At 72.5% G+C, this 18061-nt stretch carries 16 protein-coding genes and 2 pseudogenes; 11 read left to right on the top strand and 7 right to left on the bottom strand.

Annotation, left to right across the window (positions count from 1 at the left end):
* Positions 1 to 29 precede the first annotated feature (29 nt).
* The gene (locus ACH5AF_RS03275; protein WP_398899629.1) at positions 30 to 1292 is read left to right on the top strand and encodes a beta-ketoacyl-[acyl-carrier-protein] synthase family protein; all 1263 of its coding nucleotides are present in this window, start codon (positions 30 to 32) and stop codon (positions 1290 to 1292) included.
* A 428-nt stretch (positions 1293 to 1720) separates the two neighbouring features.
* Here the strand turns inward: ACH5AF_RS03275 and ACH5AF_RS03270 are convergent, their stop codons facing one another.
* The gene (locus ACH5AF_RS03270) at positions 1721 to 2215 is read right to left on the bottom strand and encodes a DUF3145 domain-containing protein (protein ID WP_398899628.1); all 495 of its coding nucleotides are present in this window, start codon (positions 2213 to 2215) and stop codon (positions 1721 to 1723) included.
* Positions 2216 to 2476: 261 nt separating this feature from the next.
* Between ACH5AF_RS03270 and ACH5AF_RS03265 the strand changes: the two genes are divergently transcribed.
* Positions 2477 to 3391, top strand: a complete 915-nt coding sequence (locus ACH5AF_RS03265; protein ID WP_398899627.1) for a GDSL-type esterase/lipase family protein — start codon at positions 2477 to 2479, stop codon at positions 3389 to 3391.
* 157 nt (positions 3392 to 3548) lie between these two features.
* Here the strand turns inward: ACH5AF_RS03265 and ACH5AF_RS03260 are convergent.
* A pseudogene (locus ACH5AF_RS03260) lies at positions 3549 to 3749 on the bottom strand (LysE family transporter); the annotation flags it as partial.
* An 81-nt stretch (positions 3750 to 3830) separates the two neighbouring features.
* Here ACH5AF_RS03260 and ACH5AF_RS03255 point away from each other — a divergent pair.
* Entirely contained in the window at positions 3831 to 4550 is a 720-nt protein-coding gene (locus ACH5AF_RS03255; RefSeq protein WP_398899626.1) for a carbon-nitrogen hydrolase family protein, read from the top strand.
* Positions 4551 to 4616: 66 nt separating this feature from the next.
* Here ACH5AF_RS03255 and ACH5AF_RS03250 read toward each other — a convergent pair whose 3' ends face one another.
* Positions 4617 to 5429, bottom strand: coding sequence for an EI24 domain-containing protein (locus ACH5AF_RS03250; protein ID WP_398899625.1), 813 nt, complete (start codon positions 5427 to 5429; stop codon positions 4617 to 4619).
* Between the two features lie 107 nt (positions 5430 to 5536).
* Here ACH5AF_RS03250 and ACH5AF_RS03245 point away from each other — a divergent pair, with 107 nt between their 5' ends.
* Positions 5537 to 8080, top strand: a complete 2544-nt coding sequence (locus ACH5AF_RS03245) for a M14 family zinc carboxypeptidase (protein WP_398899624.1) — start codon at positions 5537 to 5539, stop codon at positions 8078 to 8080.
* 75 nt (positions 8081 to 8155) lie between these two features.
* On the opposite strand, the gene ACH5AF_RS03240 is transcribed toward ACH5AF_RS03245, so the two are convergent.
* Positions 8156 to 8578 (bottom strand): organic hydroperoxide resistance protein, encoded by a 423-nt coding sequence (locus tag ACH5AF_RS03240; RefSeq protein ID WP_398899623.1) that lies wholly within the window; start codon positions 8576 to 8578, stop codon positions 8156 to 8158.
* Between the two features lie 78 nt (positions 8579 to 8656).
* Positions 8657 to 9673, bottom strand: coding sequence for an NADP-dependent oxidoreductase (locus ACH5AF_RS03235; RefSeq protein WP_398899622.1), 1017 nt, complete (start codon positions 9671 to 9673; stop codon positions 8657 to 8659).
* 90 nt (positions 9674 to 9763) lie between these two features.
* Between ACH5AF_RS03235 and ACH5AF_RS03230 the strand changes: the two genes are divergently transcribed.
* A complete protein-coding gene (locus ACH5AF_RS03230; RefSeq protein ID WP_398899621.1) occupies positions 9764 to 10213 on the top strand; it encodes a MarR family winged helix-turn-helix transcriptional regulator in 450 nt (149 codons plus the stop codon).
* 81 nt (positions 10214 to 10294) lie between these two features.
* On the opposite strand, the gene ACH5AF_RS03225 is transcribed toward ACH5AF_RS03230, so the two are convergent.
* Positions 10295 to 11044 carry a hypothetical protein gene (locus ACH5AF_RS03225; protein ID WP_398899620.1) on the bottom strand — a complete coding sequence of 250 codons (750 nt, stop codon included), beginning with the start codon at positions 11042 to 11044 and terminating at the stop codon, positions 10295 to 10297.
* A gap of 131 nt (positions 11045 to 11175) precedes the next feature.
* Between ACH5AF_RS03225 and ACH5AF_RS03220 the strand changes: the two genes are divergently transcribed.
* The 3 genes and pseudogenes from ACH5AF_RS03220 to ACH5AF_RS03210 all read left to right on the top strand — a co-directional run bounded on the left by ACH5AF_RS03220 (position 11176) and on the right by ACH5AF_RS03210 (position 13682).
* Complete coding sequence (locus ACH5AF_RS03220; protein ID WP_398899619.1) at positions 11176 to 11733, top strand: hypothetical protein; 558 nt, start codon at positions 11176 to 11178, stop codon at positions 11731 to 11733.
* A gap of 310 nt (positions 11734 to 12043) precedes the next feature.
* A pseudogene (locus ACH5AF_RS03215) lies at positions 12044 to 13072 on the top strand (rod shape-determining protein); the annotation flags it as partial.
* Positions 13073 to 13391: 319 nt separating this feature from the next.
* Entirely contained in the window at positions 13392 to 13682 is a 291-nt protein-coding gene (locus ACH5AF_RS03210; protein WP_398899618.1) for a hypothetical protein, read from the top strand.
* Here ACH5AF_RS03210 and ACH5AF_RS03205 read toward each other — a convergent pair.
* Positions 13660 to 14112, bottom strand: a complete 453-nt coding sequence (locus tag ACH5AF_RS03205; RefSeq protein ID WP_398899617.1) for an Lrp/AsnC family transcriptional regulator — start codon at positions 14110 to 14112, stop codon at positions 13660 to 13662. The two genes, ACH5AF_RS03210 and ACH5AF_RS03205, sit on opposite strands and share 23 nt — an antisense overlap.
* Before the next feature lie 69 nt (positions 14113 to 14181).
* Here ACH5AF_RS03205 and ACH5AF_RS03200 point away from each other — a divergent pair, with 69 nt between their 5' ends.
* The 3 genes from ACH5AF_RS03200 (at position 14182) to ACH5AF_RS03190 (ending at position 17794) form a co-directional block, all read left to right on the top strand.
* The gene (locus tag ACH5AF_RS03200; RefSeq protein WP_398899616.1) at positions 14182 to 14862 is read left to right on the top strand and encodes a hypothetical protein; all 681 of its coding nucleotides are present in this window, start codon (positions 14182 to 14184) and stop codon (positions 14860 to 14862) included.
* Positions 14863 to 14994: 132 nt separating this feature from the next.
* Positions 14995 to 16458 (top strand): acyl-CoA synthetase, encoded by a 1464-nt coding sequence (locus ACH5AF_RS03195; protein ID WP_398899615.1) that lies wholly within the window; start codon positions 14995 to 14997, stop codon positions 16456 to 16458.
* A complete protein-coding gene (locus ACH5AF_RS03190; RefSeq protein ID WP_398899614.1) occupies positions 16451 to 17794 on the top strand; it encodes a carboxyl transferase domain-containing protein in 1344 nt (447 codons plus the stop codon). The genes ACH5AF_RS03195 and ACH5AF_RS03190 overlap by 8 nt, the downstream gene beginning before the upstream one ends.
* Positions 17795 to 18061: the final 267 nt, after the last annotated feature.

Here is an 18061-nt window from a genome sequence, read left to right as displayed (position 1 = left end):
CACCCCCTACACGTGGAGAAAGAATTCCTGTGAACTCGACCAATCGCACCGTGGTCGTCACCGGTATCGGCGCAACCACACCGTTGGGTGGCGACAGCGCATCGACCTGGGAAGGCCTGATCGCCGGGCGTTCCGGAGTGCAGCTCCTGGAGGGCGAGCGCTTCGCCGAACTCCCGGTGCGCATCGCCGCGCCGGCCGCGGTCGACCCGGGCGAGGTGCTGCCGCGCCCGCTGGCCCGCAAGCTGGACCGCTCCGCGCAGTTCGCCGTGATCGCGGCGCGCGAGGCGTGGACCGACGCCGGCTTCACCGCCCCCGCGGGCGAGGACGACGCCGTCGCACCCGCGCGGCTGGGCACGGTGATCGCCTCCGGCATCGGCGGCGTGACGACCCTGCTCGACCAGTACGACGTGCTCAAGGAGAAGGGCGTACGCCGCGTCTCCCCGCACACCGTCCCCATGCTGATGCCGAACGGCCCCTCCGCCAACGTCGGCCTGGAGGTGAACGCCCAGGCGGGCGTGCACACCCCGGTCTCGGCGTGTGCGTCGGGCGCCGAGGCGATCGGCTACGCCGTCGAGATGATCCGCACCGGCCGTGCCGATGTGGTCGTCGCGGGCGGCACCGAGGCGGCGATCCACCCGCTGCCGATCGCCGCGTTCGCCAACATGATGGCGATGTCCAAGAACAACGACGAGCCGACGAAGGCCTCACGGCCCTACGACACGGCCCGCGACGGTTTCGTCCTCGGCGAGGGCGCGGGCGTCGTGGTCCTCGAGTCGGCGGAGCACGCGGCCGCGCGCGGCGCGAAGGTCTACTGCGAGGTGCTGGGCCAGGGCCTGTCCGCGGACAGCCACCACATCGCGCAGCCGGAGCCGACGGGCCGCGGTATCGCCGCCGCGCTGCGGCACCTGCTGGAGACGACGGACCTCAAGCCGTCCGAGGTCGTGCACCTGAACGCGCACGCGACCTCGACGCCGCAGGGTGACGTCGCGGAGATCAAGGCGCTGCGCAGCGTCCTCGGCGACGATCTGGACCATGTCGCGGTGTCCGCGACCAAGTCGATGACCGGTCACCTGCTGGGTGGCGCCGGCGGTATCGAGACGGTGGCGACGGTGCTCGCGCTGCACCACCGCACGGCCCCGCCGACGATCAACATCGACGACCTCGACGAGGCGGTGGACGCCGACATCGTCCGCGGTGAACCGCGCGCGCTGCCGGAGGGTACGATCGCGGCGATCAACAACTCGTTCGGCTTCGGTGGCCACAACGTGGTGCTGGCGTTCCGGACGGTCTGATTCTTCGGGCAAGGCCCGCGCCCCCTAATGGGGGCGCGGGCCTTCCCGTTCCGCCGCCCCGTTCTACCGGGGCACTCCGCCCTCGTACCCCCGCGCTTCAAACCCCCGAACGGGCTGACAAAGTCAGCCCGTTCGGGGGAACGTCCCACGGCCGCGAGCCCGTCGGAGGAGTGTGCGGACAGCGCGCGAAGTGGGGTACGGGTGCGGGGCAGGCAGAGCCCGCCACGCGGCAGAGCCGCACATCGGTACAGCGGGATGGGCGTACGCAGCCAGGCGTAGGGGGAGGGCGGGTAGGGGAACAGCCCCGCGCAGCGGCCCACCCGCCGCCACAACGGCGCCCGCACCGCACGCGCACACCGCCGGAAGCGAAGACGCCCCGCCGAGGGCCGGCAACGCCGACGTGCCCCCGGTCGAGCGGGGGTCCGGGGTCAGACGACCTGGTGCAGCCAGCGGACCGGCGCGCCCTCGCCCGCGTAGCGGAAGGGCTCCAGTTCGTCGTCCCAGGGCTTGCCGAGCAGCTTCGCGACCTCGGCCTCCAGGTCGGTCTCCCCCTGGGACGACCGTGCCAGCGCGGCGCGCAGGCGGTCCTCGGGGACCAGGATGTCGCCGTGCATGCCCGTCACCGCGTGGAAGATGCCCAGCTCGGGAGTCGCGCTGTAGCGTTCGCCCTCCGCCGTCGCGCACGGCTCCGCCGTCACCTCGAAGCGCAGCAGATGCCAGCCGCGCAGCGCCGACGCCAGCTTGGAGGCCGTCCCGGCCTCGCCGCGCCAGGAGAACTCCGCTCTCCAGGTGCCTGGCGATGCGGGCTGGCGGATCCAGTCCAGCTGGACGCGCACACCGAGCACTCCCGCGACCGCCCACTCGACGTGCGGGCACAGCGCGCGCGGTGCGGAGTGAACGTACAGAACACCACGTGTCGTCACCGGGACCTCCAGTGTGGGACGAGGATCACCTTCCCAGCGGCCTCAGTAAACAGCATCGGGAGCAGAACTCCGCAAAAGGGACAGCATCTGACGTGATGTAATTTACTGGCGCCGACGGGCGGGGGTGCCTCTGGGTCGACGGGAAAACGCTACCGTGCGGGGGCGTGCCAGGGGTGACGTACTGTCGGTCCAGGGCCCGTACGCACGAAGCATTCACTCGGCAGGAGTCGGACCGCTGGGTCAGGTGAGGAGAATCAGGGGATGCGGCAGCGCGCGAGGACGCACCGCAGGCGCGGGGCACGGGTGATCGCCGTCGCGCTCGCCGGCCTCTGCGCCGTCTCCATGACGGCATGTGACTCGTCGTCACCGAAAGGTGCCCGTCCTGATTCCACGACCTCCCGTCCGTCGCCGAGCCCCATCCCCCTCTGGGACCGCACGCCGCGCTCGCTCGCCGCGGTCGGCGACTCCATCACCCGCGGTTTCGACGCCTGCGCCGTGCTCACGGACTGCCCGGAGGTGTCCTGGGCCACGGGCACCGACGCCGCGGTGAACAGCCTCGCGCTGCGCCTGCTCGGGCCGTCCGGCATCGCGTCCCGCAGCTGGAACCACGCCCGCTCAGGGGCCGATGTCGCCGACCTGCCCGCTCAGATGGCCGCGGCGGCCGTGCACAAGCCGGATCTGGTCACCGTGATGGTCGGCGCGAACGACGCCTGCGCCGACACGGTGGAGCGGATGACGCCTGTCGACAGGTTCCGTACGTCGTTCGAGGCGTCGCTGGCACGGCTGCGCAAGGACGCGCCCAAGGCCCAGGTGTATGTGTCGAGCGTGCCGGACCTCAAGCGCCTGTGGTCGACGGGCCGCTCCGATCCGCTCGGCCGGCAGATCTGGAGGCTCGGCATCTGTTCGTCGATGCTGGGCGAGGCGGAGGACGACAGTCCGGCGGCAGAGCAGCGCCGGGACGCGGTCCGGCAGCGGATCGTCGCTTACAACACGGTCATGAAGGACGTCTGCGCCGAGGACGAACGCTGTCGTCACGACGGCGGCGCCGTGTTCGACTACCGGTTCAGCGGTGCGCAGTTGAGCCGATGGGACTGGTTCCATCCCAGCCGCGACGGGCAGGGGCGGCTCGCCGAGATCGCGTACCGCAACGTCACGGCGGCCGAGCCACCGGCCTGACGCGGCGGGCGGCACAGCCTCCGGCTCCGTCCCACTCCGGCACGTCGCTCTGGAACGATCGGACCGATCGGACCGATCGCGCTGGACGTGGCGCGGGGCTTCGGCGGCGACCCGGAGCATCGACACGCCGGACGGCCCGGTCAGGTGCCGCGCAAACGGTGGACGAGGCGATCAGCAGTCCGACGCCGAGCATTGTGTACGTGACGTGCACGAGCACGCCCGCCGCGACCCCGGCGGCGGCGAACATGCCCGTCGTGCGGCCGTACAGGCAACTGTCGCGCACCACCATGGCGAAGTCGGCGCCGGGGCTGATGACGGCGAGAACGGTGATGACGGCTACTGCGATCACCTCGGTCATACGGTGATGCTGGCGGGGAGTCGCTCCACGTTCAACCGGTCCGGGGTTTCTCCCGGCTGCCGAGACGCGATGATGGGCGGCATGAGGATCGCAGCAGCGCAGTTCCCGTCCGTTCCCGGCGACATCGAGGCCAATGTCGGCAGCATGGCAGCCCTGGTCCACGAAGCGGCCGCGCAGGGCGCGCGGTTCGTGGCGTTCTGCGAGCTCGCCGCCCAGGGTTACGCCCTGGCTCCGATCGCCGCGGACCCCGGCATGTGGCTGGCCGAGGACGATCCCCGGCTGGAGCCGGTGCGGGAGGCGTGCCGTTCGACCGCGACCGCGGCACTGGTCGGCTGCGCGGCCCGCGCGGACGGCGACCGGCCGACGATCTCGGCGCTGGTGATCGGTCCGGACGGCGGACTGCTCGCCCGGTACGACAAGACGCATCTGTACGGAGGGGAATGGGAGCTGTTCACCGCGGGCGCCGAGGAGGGCCGTTTCGAGCTCGACGGGGTCCGCTTCTCGGTCGCGATCTGCTACGACAACCGGTTCCCCGAGCTCGCCGAGGGTGCGAAGGCGGACGACTGCCGTGTGTACGTGGCGAGTTCGGTCCTGGACGTGGACAACGACTCGTTCGAGAAGGTGTATCCGGTGCGCGCCCGGGACAACGGCCTGTACGTCCTCCTCGCCAACCAGGTAGGCAACGGCGACGAGGGCGAGTGCCGGGGTGGCAGCGCGGTCTGGGGCCCGGACGGCACACTGCTCGCGGACGCGGGGCAGGGAGCGGCGGGCCTCGCGCTCGTGGAGCTGCCCGCGGGCTGACGTACCGCCTGGGGGTGTCCGGCGGATCCCGGCCCGGGCCCTGACGCCCGGCACCCCTGGCGCGGCTCAGTCCTTGCGGAATCCGTACGGGGCCTGGCCGGGGTGGGCCGCCTGGCGGGCCGGGGCAGGGGCGTCCTCGTCCGGCGGGGACACCAGGTCGCGTGCCATCAGCGTCGCGCCCGCGACCGCGCCCGGCATCAGGAACACCGCCAGGAACGGGACGAGGAACGCCAGCGTGAGCGGCACCCCGAAGCCGAGGACGAGCAGCCGCCGGCCGCGCAACAGTCGCAGCCGCTCCTTCAGTTCGACGCCGCGCCGCTGGAGCGCGACCGCGGTCAGCTCCTCGGTGAGGAAGAAGCCGGAGACGCAGAAGCCGACCACAGGCACGACGGTCTGGCCGACGACCGGGATGAAGCCGCAGGCGAAGAGCAGCACGCCGTAGCAGGCGACGCGCAGGAGGATGCGCACCGAGTCGCGTGCGGAGATCCACAGTTCACACCACAGCGGCAGACCGGAGCCGGGGACGTCGCCACCCTCGGTGCGGTCGACGTGTTCGGACAGGGACTCGTAGAAGGGCTGGCCGACCAGCAGAGTCACCGCCGTGAAGGTGATCACCGCGAGGAACAGGCCGAAGACGAAGGCGAACGCCGTCAGCGTGCCCCGCAGGACGCCCTGCCACGGGGAGGACCAGTCGTCGGCGAACGGCGTCGCCCATGCGACGAGGTCACCCGCCCCCCAGGCGAGAGCGGCGAGCGCCGCCGCGTACAGCACGAGGGTGACCAGGCCGGGCAGCAGTCCGAAGCCGAACCAGCGACCGTGCCGGCCGACCCACCGCTGGCCCTTCATCAGATAACCGAAACCCGCCCCGAGATCACGCATGCGCACAGCTTATCGGTGGTGCTCTTGTTGTTCGGGAGCCGAACCGGTAGACCTCGCCTAACTGATCGTCAACCGATTCCTTCCGGCGTTCGAAAGGTCCGTACCGCATGGGATCATCCCGACCCGTCCTGATCACCTCCACTCTCGCGGCCGCACTCGCGGGCGCCCTGCTCTTAACCCCGTCCGCGACCGCGGCCCCGGGCCCTGACGAGCCCCGGCCGCACCCCGTGCGGGAGGGCGGCGGACGGGACACCGGGCCGGCCGGGGCTCCCGCGTCGACCGCCGCCGACGCGCTCGACACGGCGTCCGACCGGCAGGCGAGGACCGGCGGCTATCCGCGCGAGACGACGCTCGACGCCCCGCCGGTGAATCCGGACGACAAGTCCATCAAGCTGGGCCTGGCCCCGTACCACTCGCTCGCGCCGCGGCTCAACGCCCTGCAGCGGCTGGGCGACCGGGTCAGCGTCGAGGTCGCAGGCCACTCGGCGGGCGGGCACGAGCTGTATCTCGTCACCGTGACCGCCCCGGAGAGCGCCGCCCAGGCCCGCGAGCAGGAGCGGATGCGGGAGCGGATCGAGAACGCGCCGGCGGCCGCGGCCGGGGACGCGCGCATCGCCGCCGCGTACAAGACTCCCGTGTTCATCAACAACAACATCCACGGCAACGAGTGGGAGGGCACGGACGCTGCGCTGAAGCTCATCGAGGAGCTGGCGAAGGCGAACGACGCCCGGACCGCCGACCTGCTCGCGAAGAACCGCATCTACCTGAACGTGACCGCCAATCCGGACGGCCGGATCGCGGGCACCCGCGCCAACGCGGGCGGCTTCGATCTGAACCGGGACTTCATCACCGCGACCCAGCCCGAGACCCGTGCCATCCGGCGGATCGCGATCGAGAAGCAGCCGGCGGTGATGCTGGATCTGCACGGCTATGTCAACGGCACGCTGATCGAGCCGACGACCCCGCCGCACGGCGAGAACTACGAGTACGACCTCTTCCTGAAGAACGCCTACGCCAACGCCCTCGGCATGGAGAAGGCCGTCAACGGCCTCGGCTACACCCTCGACAAGGACGGGGTGCGGCCGGCTGTCATCCCGTTCCGGGACGAGAAGGAGGGCTGGGACGACTGGCCGCCCATCTTCACCCCGCAGTACATGCCGTTCCACGGCGCGGTGGCCTCCCACACGATCGAGTTCCCGATGCGGGTCAACAACCGTGACTACGACGCGCTGCCGGCCGCGGAGCTGCGCCGGCGGGCCGCCGTCAACACGGACATCGCGGGTGCCGCGATGCGGGCGACGCTCGACTACACGCACACGCACCGCACGTCGGTGATCGCCGATCAGATCGAGACGTTCCGGCGGGGCGCCGCGGGCGAGGCGCAGCGGCCGGTGTCGGAGGAGACCGTGCCGGGCGTGCCGGGCATCGGACCCGAGGACGTGTACACGGCGACGTTCCCGCGTGCCTATGTGATCCCGGCCGGACGCTTCCAGAGGTCGGCGGTGGCGGCGGCCCGCCTGGTGGACCATCTTGTCGCCAACGACGTCCGCGTGGAGCGGGCCCGCACGCCGTTCCGGCTTCAGGGGCGCGCCTACCCGGCCGGTTCGTACGTGGTCGACATGCACCAGCCCAAGCGCGGTCTGGCCAATGTGATCCTCGCCGACGGTCGTGACATCAGCGCGGACGTCTCGGTCATGTACGACATCTCGGGCTGGAGCATCGGCCGGCTGTGGGGCGCGACCGTGGACAGGTCCGTATCCGCCGCACCGCGGGTGCCGACCCGCACGGTGCACGCCGCTTCGCCGACCGGCCGGGTCGCCCCGTACGGCGACCTGCGGCTGCGCCTCGACGATCCGAAGGAGATCGCGGCCCTCAACTCCCTGCTGGCGCAGGGCGTCCGGGTGCGGCGGGCGAACGACGGTTCGGCGGTCGTGCCTGGCTCGGCGCGGGGTGCGGCACGGGTACTGGCGGACCGGCTCGGGGTCGCGTTCGACCGGGCGGACGTCCACGGCACGACGGAGCTGCACCACACCAGGGTCGCCGTGGCCGCCTCTCCCGGAGAGCTGTTCGCGCTGCGGGAGATGGGCTTCGCGGTGGTGCCCGTCTCGACGGACGTGCTCAACGCGGGCTTCGACTGGTCCTCGGTGGACACTTTGTTCGTCTCCTCCGGCCTGGACCACGCGAAGCTGACGCCAGCGGCCCGGGCGGCGTTCGACGCGAGTGGTGTCACGGTGGTCGGACTCGGCGGGCAGGGTGCGGCGTTCAACGCGGCCGCGTCGCTGCTGGAGGTGACCGCGGTGTCGGGCAACGTCGACGCCAACGGCGTGGTGCGGGTGACCAACTCGCGCGGGCCGATCACGGGCGGCGCCCCGGCGCACACGTTCGTCTACTCGCCGGGCTGGTTCACCGGCCTGGGCAGCGGTGTGCGGGTGGAGCAGTCGTACGGCTCCGGGAACCCGCTGGTGTCCGGGCACTGGCGCGCGGCGGATGACGGCAAGGGCGGCCCGACGGACGCGGCGGGCCGGGCGTCGATCGTCTCGGGTACGACGAAAGCCGGGGCGCCGGTGGTGCTGTTCGGCACGGAGCCGCTGTTCCGGGCGCACCCGAAGGGTGTGTTCGCGCAGATCGGCCGGGCGCTGCTGACCCGCTGACCAGCTGCTGACCCGCCGAACGTGCGACGAGGACCGTACCCCCGCTCGGGGTACGGCCCTTTGTCGTCGGTCGCGTCAGACGGCGAGGTCGACCGTGATGTTGCCGCGGGTCGCCTTGGAGTACGGGCAGACCTGGTGGGCCTTTTCGATGAGGTCCTGGGCCGTGGCGGCGTCCACGTTCGGGATGCTCGCGGACAGCTTGACGATCAGGCCGAAGCAGTCGTCGTTCTTGCCCAGGCCGACCTCGGCGGTGACCGTCGATCCGGAGATGTCCGCCTTCTCCTGGCGGGCGACGACGACGAGGGCCTGCTGGAAGCAGGCGCTGTAACCGGCGGCGAACAGCTGCTCCGGGTTGGTCCCGGTGCCGCTGCCGCCCAGCTCCTTGGGCGGGGTCACGACGAAGTCGAGGATGCCGTCGTGAGTGGCGACGCGGCCGTCACGGCCGTTCTCCGCGGTGGCGACAGCGGTGTAGAGCACCTCGGACTGCGAGATGGACATGGAGTCTTCCTCCTGCTGGTTCGCCGCGACTCGCGCCCACGATCGCGGCGGCTGGGGAAGAGCCTAACGGGTGGCGTGTCAGGCGAGAGAAACGATCATCTTTCCGGTGTTCTCGCCGCGCAGCAGACCGGTGAAGGCGTCGTAGCCGTTCTCGATACCCTCGACGACGGTCTCGTCGTACTTCAGCTCGCCGGAGGCGATCCAGCCCGCGACGTCCTGGACGAACTGCGGCTGGAGCGCGGAGTGGTCGTTCACCAGCATGCCCTGCAGGCGCAGCCGCTTGCCGATGATCATGGCGAGGTTGCGCGGTCCGGGGGTCGGCTCGGTGTTGTTGTACTGGGCGATCATTCCGCAGATGGTCGCCCTGCCGCCGACGTTGAAGGAGGAGATGGCTGCCTCCAGGTGGTCCCCGCCGACGTTGTCGAAGTAGACGTCGATGCCGTCGGGGGCGGCTTGCTTCAGCTGCTCGGCCACCGGGCCGTCCTTGTAGTTGAACGCGGCGTCGAACCCGTACTCCTCGACCAGGCGCTTGACCTTCTCGTCGGAGCCGGCCGAGCCGATGACGCGCGCGGCGCCCTTGATCCGGGCCATCTGGCCGACCTGGCTGCCCACGGCCCCGGCGGCGCCGGAGACGAAGACCGTGTCGCCCTCCTTGAAGGACGCCACCTCGAACAGGCCCGCGTAGGCGGTCAGGCCGGTCATGCCGAGCACGCCGAGGTACGCGGAGAGCGGCGCCAGCGACGCGTCGACCTTGACGGCGTGCTGCGCGGGCACGCTCGCGTACTCCCGCCACCCGAGGCCGTGCAGCACGTGGTCGCCGACCGCGAAGCCCTCGGCGTTCGACGCGACGACCTCGCCGACAGCGCCGCCGTCCATGGGGTGGTCGAGCTGGAACGGCGGGACGTAGGACTTCACGTCGTTCATCCGGCCCCGCATGTACGGGTCGACCGAGAAGTACAGATTGCGCACGAGGATCCGGCCCTCACCCGGCTCGGTGACCTCCGCCTCACGCAGGGCGAAGTCCTCGGGCTTGGGCCAGCCGTGCGGGCGGGCGACGAGGTGCCATTCACGGCCGGACGCGGGAAGAGCGGACATGCCGGTTGCCTCCTAGGAATGCTTCAGTAACTGAAACAACCATGCGCCTGGATATTTAAGACTGTCAAGTATCTGGGTATCCTGGCACCTATGGCCCCCCAAGGAACAGACCCCCTCACCCTCGAAGTCATCGAGCTCATCGGCTCCGTCGTGGCCCGTTACCACGACGAGTACGAGCAGGCGGCGGCCGAGTACTCCCTCACCGGCGCGCAGGCCCGCGTGCTGGGGCTGCTGACCCTGGAGCCGCTGCCCATGCGCCGTATCGCGCAGAAGCTGAAGTGCGAGCCGTCGAACATCACGGGCCTCGTGGACCGGCTGGAGGCCCGGGGCCTGGTGGAGCGGCGCCCCGACCCGGGCGACCGCAGGGTCAAGCTGGCCGCGGTCACCCAGGAAGGGCGCGGCACGGCACGGCAGCTGCGCTCGTCACTGGACTTCGCGCGCGAACCGCTGGCCGAGCTGTCCACCGAGGAGCGGACGGCGCTGAGGGACCTGCTCAGGCGGATGCTGGGCGAGCGCGGCGACGACCGGCCCAAGGACTGAGAAGCCCGCGGACCGGCCCCGCCGACCGGCCCCGCCGCTGAACAGTTCAAGGAACGAGGGGCCACGCCGGGCGCGCCGGCGTCAGACGCACCACCACAGGAAGCGTTCGCAGGTCTTTGAGGGCGAGGGCTCCGGTGGCGGCGGATCCTGCTGCGGCGGCTCCGGTTTCCCCGTGCCGGAGGACGGCCCATCGCTCGCCGAGGGGTCACCGTCTGGCGGACCGTCCGTCGCGGAGGGGGAGGCGTCGTCACCGGCCGACTCGGACGCGGAGGGCTCCGGACCGGCACCGCCGTCACCGTCACCGACGTCATCCGCCTGTCCGGCGGCGGGCGCGCCGGTTCCCTTGCCGGACCCGGCGGCGCTCCTGGCCGGCCGTGGGGATCCGGAGGACGTCACCGGCTGCTCGCTCACCTCGCCCGGACCGTCCGGGGTGTCCTCCAGGGCCGACGGCTCGATCGTCTCGGTCTCGACGACGTCCTGTTCCTTCACCGTGGTGGCCGCCCCGTCGTCACCGGCCCCCTCGATCGCGAGCTCCGCGAGGCTCAGCGCCCCCGCTGCCAGCACCAGCCCGAACGTTCCCATGATCACCTTGCGCCCGCGCTTCTTGCGCGCCCGGCGTCCGGCGCGCGCGGGCTTGCGGCGCGCCTGCGCCTGGCGGCGCGCGGCACGCGGCCCGGGGTGCGCCGGCTCGGGCTCCACGTCCAGCTCGTAGACGTGGCCCGGGTCGGGCGCGCTGGTGGAGTGGCGGCGGAGCTCCTCGACGGGGGTGCCGCACCCGGCACAGGCCAGCGCGCCGTTGAGGTGCCGTCCGCACGGGTGGCAGTAATCCATGGCTTCCGGAGAGTATGCGGCACCAGAGGACGGGCGGTGGGTAAGGGTGTGAGGATCTTGTGTGGAATCTCCACTTCCCCAGCGAGCCCCCTCGCACGTGCCGTCGCGTCCGGAAGGGCAGGATGTCGGGCATGAGTACAGGCGCCCCCTTCGGACCGCTCGACTTCCAGCTCGTACTGCTGCGCCGGATGGCCGACCACCAGCCGGACCTGGTCGACGACGCACGGCGCACGCTCGGCGTCCCGCAGGCGAGGATGCGGGAGGCGAACCGCCGCTGGCAGGCCATGATCCGCGTACCCCGCGGGCGCGGCGCCCTGACCCGCTACCGCTCGGTGCTCGGCGAACCCGAGTCGGTAGAGCACCGGCGGATCGGCGACCTCGAGTGCGACGCGCTGCTGTGGCCCCTCCCGCTCTGGCCCGACCTGCGCTTCGAGGTCCTGGCCACGGACAAGGGCGCGGTGTGGAACGAGTGGCTCGTACGCGCACCGGGTGCGGCCGGCCCCGAGCTGCGGAGGACGGCGGACCTGACGCCCTGGTCGTGCACGGTCGACGAGGTGGCGAGGGCGTTCACACCGGTCCGTCCGCTGGAGGGATCGGCGCCGACGCGATGGCGGCTGGCCTTCACCCCGCCCGGCGAGGGCGAGCGGATCGCCGAGTTCACCTGGGGACTGCTGCAGCGCCTCATCTGACGGAACGACAGCAACGGCCCTCAGTTCCGTAACAGGGCCGCCACCGGCCCCGGCTGCGCCGCATCTGACGGAACGACAACAGTGGGCCCCGCTCCCGTAATCGGCCCGCCCGACCCCAGGTCCTCCACAGCATCTGACGGAACGGCAACAGCGACCCCCCTCCCGTAACCGAGCCGGCGCGGACCGCCCGGTCCTGCCCTCGTCCGGCCGAGCATCGGACCGGTACGCCCCCGACCGGCGCAGCCCAGCGCGCGCACGGCCCCGTGCGATCGGACGATACGAACAAGTACCGCACTCGGGAGGATCTGCCGTGACCGTCAGCCTTGAGCAGCTGCGCCGTTGCCATGTCGCCGTCGACCTGGGGGCCGCCAGGACCCGCGTCTTCGTGAAGGGCAAGGGTCTTGTCGTCGACGAGCCCAGCGTCGCCGCCGTGAACACCCGTACCGGCGCGCTGATCGCGGTCGGTACGCTCGCCGAGAAGATGACGGGTCGCACACCCGACTACATCCGCGTCGCCCGGCCTGTCACCGGGGGAACCGTCGTCGACATCGAGATGGCCCAGCGGATGCTGCGCCATCTGCTGGGCGAGAAGCTCCGCCGCCAGCTGCGCCGCAAGCCCCGGCTGCGTGCCGCCGCGAGCACTCCGCACGACTCCGACCCGCTGGCACAGCGGGCCACCGTCGAGACGCTGGTCGGTCTCGGCGCGCGCCGGGTCGAGCTCGTGGACACGCTGATCGCCGCGGCCGTCGGCTGCGGGCTCCCGGTCGAGCAGCCCACCGCCACCATGATCATGGTGTGCGGGGCGGCGACCACCCAGATCGCGGTCCTGTCACTCGGCTCCATCGTCACGGCCGAGCGCGTCCCGGTCGGCGGCAACGCCGTCGACTACGCGGTGATCCAGCACCTGCGCCACCGGCACGAGCTGATGCTGCCCAGCCAGTCCGTACGCCCTCTTCAGCTGGCGCTGCGCGGCAACGGCCTCACCCCGCAGGGCCCGGCGTCCACCGAGATCCACGGCCGGGACGTCGCCACCGGACTCGCCCGCTCGGTGCGCGTCGACACCGCCGCTGTACGGGAGGCCATCCACACGCCCCTCACCTCGGTCCTCGACGGCATCGGCAAGGTGCTGCGCAACTGCCCGCCGGACCTGGTCGCCGACCTCGTCGACCGCGGCATCATGATGGTCGGCGGCAGTGCGCTGCTGCCGGGCCTCGACCAGATGCTGCACGAGGCGACCGGCATGTCGGTGCAGATCGCCGAGCGGCCCGACACCTGCACGATCCTCGGCCTCGGCGCGATGCTGGAGGGCAAGATCCAGCCCCTCTTTCTGGACCCCCTCACCGATTACTCCGACCGCTCCGACCACGCCACCGGTCCGGGCTCCGGTCTCGGCTCCGACGGCACGGATTCCTACGCGCACGGCCTGCCGTCCGTCGGCGCCGCGTCCCCCTCCCCTTCCTCCTCCGCCGCGGACCTCCGGGACGACGGCCTCTCTGACGAGGTCCCCGGCGCCACCGATCCGGGCCCCGGTCTCGGCTCCGACGGCACGAATTCGTACGAGAACGGCCTGCCGTCCGTCGGCGCCACGTCCCCCTCCCCTTCCTCCTCCGCCGCGGACCTCCGGGACGACGACATCGCTGACGAGGTCCCCGGCGGCGATGGCCACTGAGGAGCGGCCACATGAGCCCGCTGGCGGCGAAGTCCCGGCCCGGCCCGGGGCCGACGACGCCTGGTGCGGCGCGCCGGTGAACGAGCGGCTGCTCGCGGCGCCGCGCGGCGCGCCGGCCGCCGCGCACCGGCGACCGGACGTCTCGGGGATCGGCGTGGAGGTCGACGCGACCGGGTCGCTCGCCGAGGGTGTGCCCTGGGCGCGGCTGCGGGTGACGGACGACGGGCTGCGCGAGGACGGCGGCCGGCACACCGCTCTCACCTGGTGGTCCCCCCGGTAGTGGAGGCCCGGGCGTCCCGCAGGGCGATACGGGTGCTGGACTGGGCGACTCCGGCCTCCCGCTTGAGGGTGCGCAGCAGCGCGTCGAGCTCGGCCGCGTCGGCGGCCGTGGCCCGTACGAGATAGTCGTGCGCGCCGGTGACATGGACGACCTCGGTGATGCCCGGCAGCTTGAGCACGACCTGCTCGAACTCCTCGTTCGTCGTGTCCAGGCGCAGGGTGATGTCGATGAAGACGACGAGACCGGGCCGCGGGCCGGCCGTCGGGTCGACGATCGTGGTGAAGCCGCGGATGACCCCGTCGCGGACCATCCGGCGCACCCGGTCGGCGGCGGCGTTGGCGCTCAGCCCGACACGGACGCCGAGATCGCGGTAGGAGATCCGCGCATCCTTACGCAGCACCCCGAGGATTTCGCTGTCGAGACCGTCCATACCGCGATTGTCGCAGCCATGGCCGGTACGCGACCGCGGGAGCGTCGGCCGACGCACCACGGTGTGCCCATGACAGACATCTGGACGACGGCCGCAGCAGGTGCGGTGGCCGGACTGGGAGTGGCGGTACCGGTGGGCGCGATCGGCGTGCTGCTGGTCCAGGAGTCGATGCGCAGCCGCGGCACCGCGGTGGCCGCGGCGTCGGCGGTCGCGGTGGTCGACATGGCGTACGCGGCGCTGGCCACGGCGTTGGGCCCACTGGTGGCCTCGGCGCTGTCGGGGGTGGAGGCATGGGTACGGCTGGCGTCGGCCCTGATCCTGGCGGGCATCGCGGCGCACGGCCTGTGGTCCTCGGTGCGCGGGCCCGGTGCCCCGGCGGGGGCGGAGAGCGGGCAGCGCCTCCGGTCGGCGAACCCGGGCCGGCTCGCCGGGCGGGCCGAGCCGGTCGCGCGGCCGCGGCCCGGCCGGGTGTTCGCCCGGTTCGCCGCGCTCACGGCCGTCAATCCCACGACCGCGCTGTACTTCGCCGCCCTCACCACCGCGCAGGGGGCGGCCCTCCAAAGCGGCGCGGCCGGTGCCGTGTTCGTCGGGGGCGTCCTGATCGCCTCACTCGCCTGGCAGCAGTTCCTCGTGGCGGCCGGCGGATACGCGGGTGCCCGTATCTCCGACACCACCCGTGCGTGGACCTTCCGGATCGGTTTCGGACTCGTCGCCGTCTACGCCGTGAACATCGCGCTTCCTCTTCCCTGAGCACCGCAACCGGACCCCCGCGTGGCAGTGACCGGTTCCGGTGCCTCCCCTCGCCGGGGAGACAATGATGCGACGGGAAGCACTGCCATGAGCCTGCCGTGTGTGCGGCACGCGACACCAGGAGGTCTACGAGTGAGTTCCCTCTTCCCGGCGCTGACGCCGACGGCCGGCGGCCCCGACCACGGCGACCGGGTCGCCCTGCGGTTCGGGGACCGCTCCCTGACCTACGGACAGCTGGCCGGTGCCGCCGGGGCTCTCGCGGCCCGGATCGGCCCGGCCGCGGAAGGCGGCCGGGTCGCGCTGTGGGCCACCCCGTCGCTGGAGACCGCGGTCGGCACGGTCGCGGCGCTGGTCGCGGGCGTACCCGTCGTACCGCTGAACCCGAGGACCGGTGAGCGGGAGCTGGCGCACATCCTGTCCGACAGTGCGCCGTCACTGCTGCTCGCCGCGCCGGATGACGAACTGCCCGCCGGTGTCGGCTCGTTGGAGCGCGTCGACGTACCCGTGACGGGCGAAGGGCGGGTACCGGCCGGCGAACCAGGGCCCGGCGCGCCCGCGTTCGTCGTCTACACCTCGGGCACGACCGGCCCGCCCAAGGGGGCCGTACTGCCGCGCCGCGCGGTCGCCACGACACTGGACGCGCTCCAGGACGCCTGGCAGTGGAGCGCGGACGACGTACTGGTGCACGCGCTGCCGCTGTTCCATGTGCACGGCCTGATCCTCGGCATCGTCGGCCCGTTGCGGCGCGGCGGCGAGGTACGGCACCTGGGCAGGTTCACTCCCGAAGGCGTGGCCCGTGAGCTTCGCCGGGGCGGCACGATGCTGTTCGGCGTACCCACGATGTACCACCGGCTCGCAGAGGCGCTCGACGACGACGCGGAGCTCGCGAAGGCGCTGACCGGCGCACGACTGCTGGTGTCCGGGTCGGCCGCGCTGCCGCTGCCGGACCACGAGCGGATCGCCGCGGCGACCGGGCGGCGGGTGATCGAGCGGTACGGCATGACCGAGACGCTGATGAACACGAGCGTGCGGGTGGACGGGCGGGCACGGCCCGGCACGGTCGGCGTACCCCTGCGCGGGGTCTCACTGCGGTTGGTCGACGAGGACGGCACGCAGATCACGGCGTGGGACGGGGAGACGATCGGTGAGATCCAGGTGCGGGGCGACCATCTGTTCACCGGGTACCTGAACCGGCCCGACGCGACGGCGGCCGCCTTCGACGGGGACTGGTTCCGCACGGGGGACATGGCGGTGCGCGACGCGGACGGGTACGTGCGGATCGTGGGACGCAAGGCGACCGACCTGATCAAGAGCGGCGGTTACAAGATCGGTGCCGGGGAGATCGAGAACGTCCTCCTCGACCACCCCGCGGTGAGAGAGGCCGCGGTCACCGGTGCGCCGGACGCGGATCTGGGCGAGCGGATCGTCGCGTGGATCGTGGCGGCCGACCCCCAGGCACCCCCGTCCGCCGAGGAGGTGACCGCGCATGTGGCGGCGCAGCTGGCCCCGCACAAACGCCCGCGCGAGGTGCGGTTCCTCGACGTCCTCCCGCGCAACGACATGGGCAAGATCATGAAGCGGGCCCTCCATGGCTGAGCGGATGACCGCCCGTGCGGCGATCGCGCTGGTCTGCGACGACTTCACCGAGCACGAGATCGCCGAGCCGCCCCGCACGGGCGACGGCCCGCTGGACTGGGAGGGCTACGGCGCGGCACGCGAACGGGCGGCGCTGCGCACCGGCTCGGCCGAGTCCGTCGTCCACGGCGAGGCGACGCTCGGCGACCGCCCCTGCGTCGTCGTCTCCTTCGAATTCGGCTTCCTCGGGGGCTCGTTGAGCGAGCGCGCCGGGGACCGGCTGGAGGCCGCGTACACCCTGGCCCGGAAAAACCGGCGGCCACTGGTGTCGCTGATCGCGACGGGCGGCAGCCGGATGCAGGAGGGGATGATCGCGCTGGCCCAGCTCCAGCGGGTGGCGCGCGCGGCCGTGCTGCTGCGTGAGGCCGGTATGCCGCACATCGCCGTGCTGCGTGATCCGACGACGGGCGGCGGCTGGGCGACCCTCGGGGCGGGCGCAGACGTGATCCTCGCCCTGCCCGGCGCACAGGTCGGCTTCGCGGGCTCGCGCATACGGCCTCCGGACGCGGACCCGGAGGCGTACACGGCCGAGGGGCAGCTCGCCGCGGGTCAGATCGACGCGGTCGTACGGCCCGAGGCGCTGCGCGACACAGTCTCCTTCTGGGCAGCGGCACTGGGATCGGACGGCCCGGCGCAGGCCGCCGCCCCGCCGCGGGCCCTGGGCGACGCGGGGCAGCTGCCGCGCTCCGGCTGGGATGCGGTGCGGGCGGCCCGGGAGCCGGACCGGCCACGGGCCGGTGCGTACCTCGACGACTACTTCACCCGGCGCGAACCGCTGCGCGGCGACCGGTGCGGCGGCGACGACCCCGGGATGCTGTGCGGGGTCGGGCTGCGTGAGGGCCGGCCGGTGGCGTACGTCGCCCAGGCGGGGACAGCGACCCGCCCGGCCGGTTACCGTACGGCCGCGCGGGTGGTGCGGCTGGCGGACCGCTTCGGGCTACCCGTGCTGACGCTGGTGGACACACCCGGCGCGGCCAACGACGCCGAGGCGGAACGGGAGGGCGCGGGCGCGGCGATCGCGGACCTGTTCACGGCGATGGCGGCGGCACGCACCCCGCTGACGAGCCTGCTGATCGGCGAGGGCGGCTCGGGGGGCGCGCTGGCACTGGCGGCCCCGGGCAACACGTGGGCGACGCCGAACAGCTACTTCTCGGTGATCGCCCCGGAACTCGCCGCGGCGATCCTCAAACGCCCCCCGACCCACGTACCCCACACGGCCGCCCAACTCCGCCTCCGCCCCCAGGACCTCGCGGAACTGGGCGTGATCCGCGGCATCGTGGGCCCGTCGCCGGCGTAGGGCGTTCCGGGAGGCGGGCCTGGTCATGGGCGATGCGCAGGCCCGCGTCGCGGGACCCCCGGGGCCGCGGCCAATTGTCCGGTGGGCCCCGGGGGTCCCCGCCGGGGACGGCCATGTCGCCGCTCCTCGGCGCGGGATGCCTCCCCGCCGGGCCTGAGGTACCTGGCCACTCGTCCGGCCCGGTCACCCCGCGCGCTTTCGGCACGGGACCGGCGGGCCCGGCCGGCCGCCGTGCCTCGATGCCGGGCACCCTGCCGGCCCTGCCGC

This window comes from Streptomyces sp. NPDC018833 (assembly GCF_044390825.1).
In the GTDB taxonomy this organism is placed as follows: Bacteria; Actinomycetota; Actinomycetes; order Streptomycetales; family Streptomycetaceae; genus Streptomyces.
This window is presented reverse-complemented; position numbering and strand designations above follow the sequence as displayed.

Bases quoted from the DNA above. Each gene is read 5' to 3' on its own strand.
- ACH5AF_RS03265 (WP_398899627.1), top strand. From the start codon at position 2,477: ATGCGGCAGCGCGCGAGGACGCACCGCAGGCGCGGGGCACGGGTGATC.
- ACH5AF_RS03255 (WP_398899626.1), top strand. From the start codon at position 3,831: ATGAGGATCGCAGCAGCGCAGTTCCCGTCCGTTCCCGGCGACATCGAG.
- ACH5AF_RS03250 (WP_398899625.1), bottom strand. From the start codon at position 5,429: ATGCGTGATCTCGGGGCGGGTTTCGGTTATCTGATGAAGGGCCAGCGG.
- ACH5AF_RS03245 (WP_398899624.1), top strand. From the start codon at position 5,537: ATGGGATCATCCCGACCCGTCCTGATCACCTCCACTCTCGCGGCCGCA.
- ACH5AF_RS03240 (WP_398899623.1), bottom strand. From the start codon at position 8,578: ATGTCCATCTCGCAGTCCGAGGTGCTCTACACCGCTGTCGCCACCGCG.
- ACH5AF_RS03235 (WP_398899622.1), bottom strand. From the start codon at position 9,673: ATGTCCGCTCTTCCCGCGTCCGGCCGTGAATGGCACCTCGTCGCCCGC.
- ACH5AF_RS03230 (WP_398899621.1), top strand. From the start codon at position 9,764: ATGGCCCCCCAAGGAACAGACCCCCTCACCCTCGAAGTCATCGAGCTC.
- ACH5AF_RS03225 (WP_398899620.1), bottom strand. From the start codon at position 11,044: ATGGATTACTGCCACCCGTGCGGACGGCACCTCAACGGCGCGCTGGCC.
- ACH5AF_RS03220 (WP_398899619.1), top strand. From the start codon at position 11,176: ATGAGTACAGGCGCCCCCTTCGGACCGCTCGACTTCCAGCTCGTACTG.
- ACH5AF_RS03210 (WP_398899618.1), top strand. From the start codon at position 13,392: ATGGCCACTGAGGAGCGGCCACATGAGCCCGCTGGCGGCGAAGTCCCG.
- ACH5AF_RS03205 (WP_398899617.1), bottom strand. From the start codon at position 14,112: ATGGACGGTCTCGACAGCGAAATCCTCGGGGTGCTGCGTAAGGATGCG.
- ACH5AF_RS03200 (WP_398899616.1), top strand. From the start codon at position 14,182: ATGACAGACATCTGGACGACGGCCGCAGCAGGTGCGGTGGCCGGACTG.
- ACH5AF_RS03190 (WP_398899614.1), top strand. From the start codon at position 16,451: ATGGCTGAGCGGATGACCGCCCGTGCGGCGATCGCGCTGGTCTGCGAC.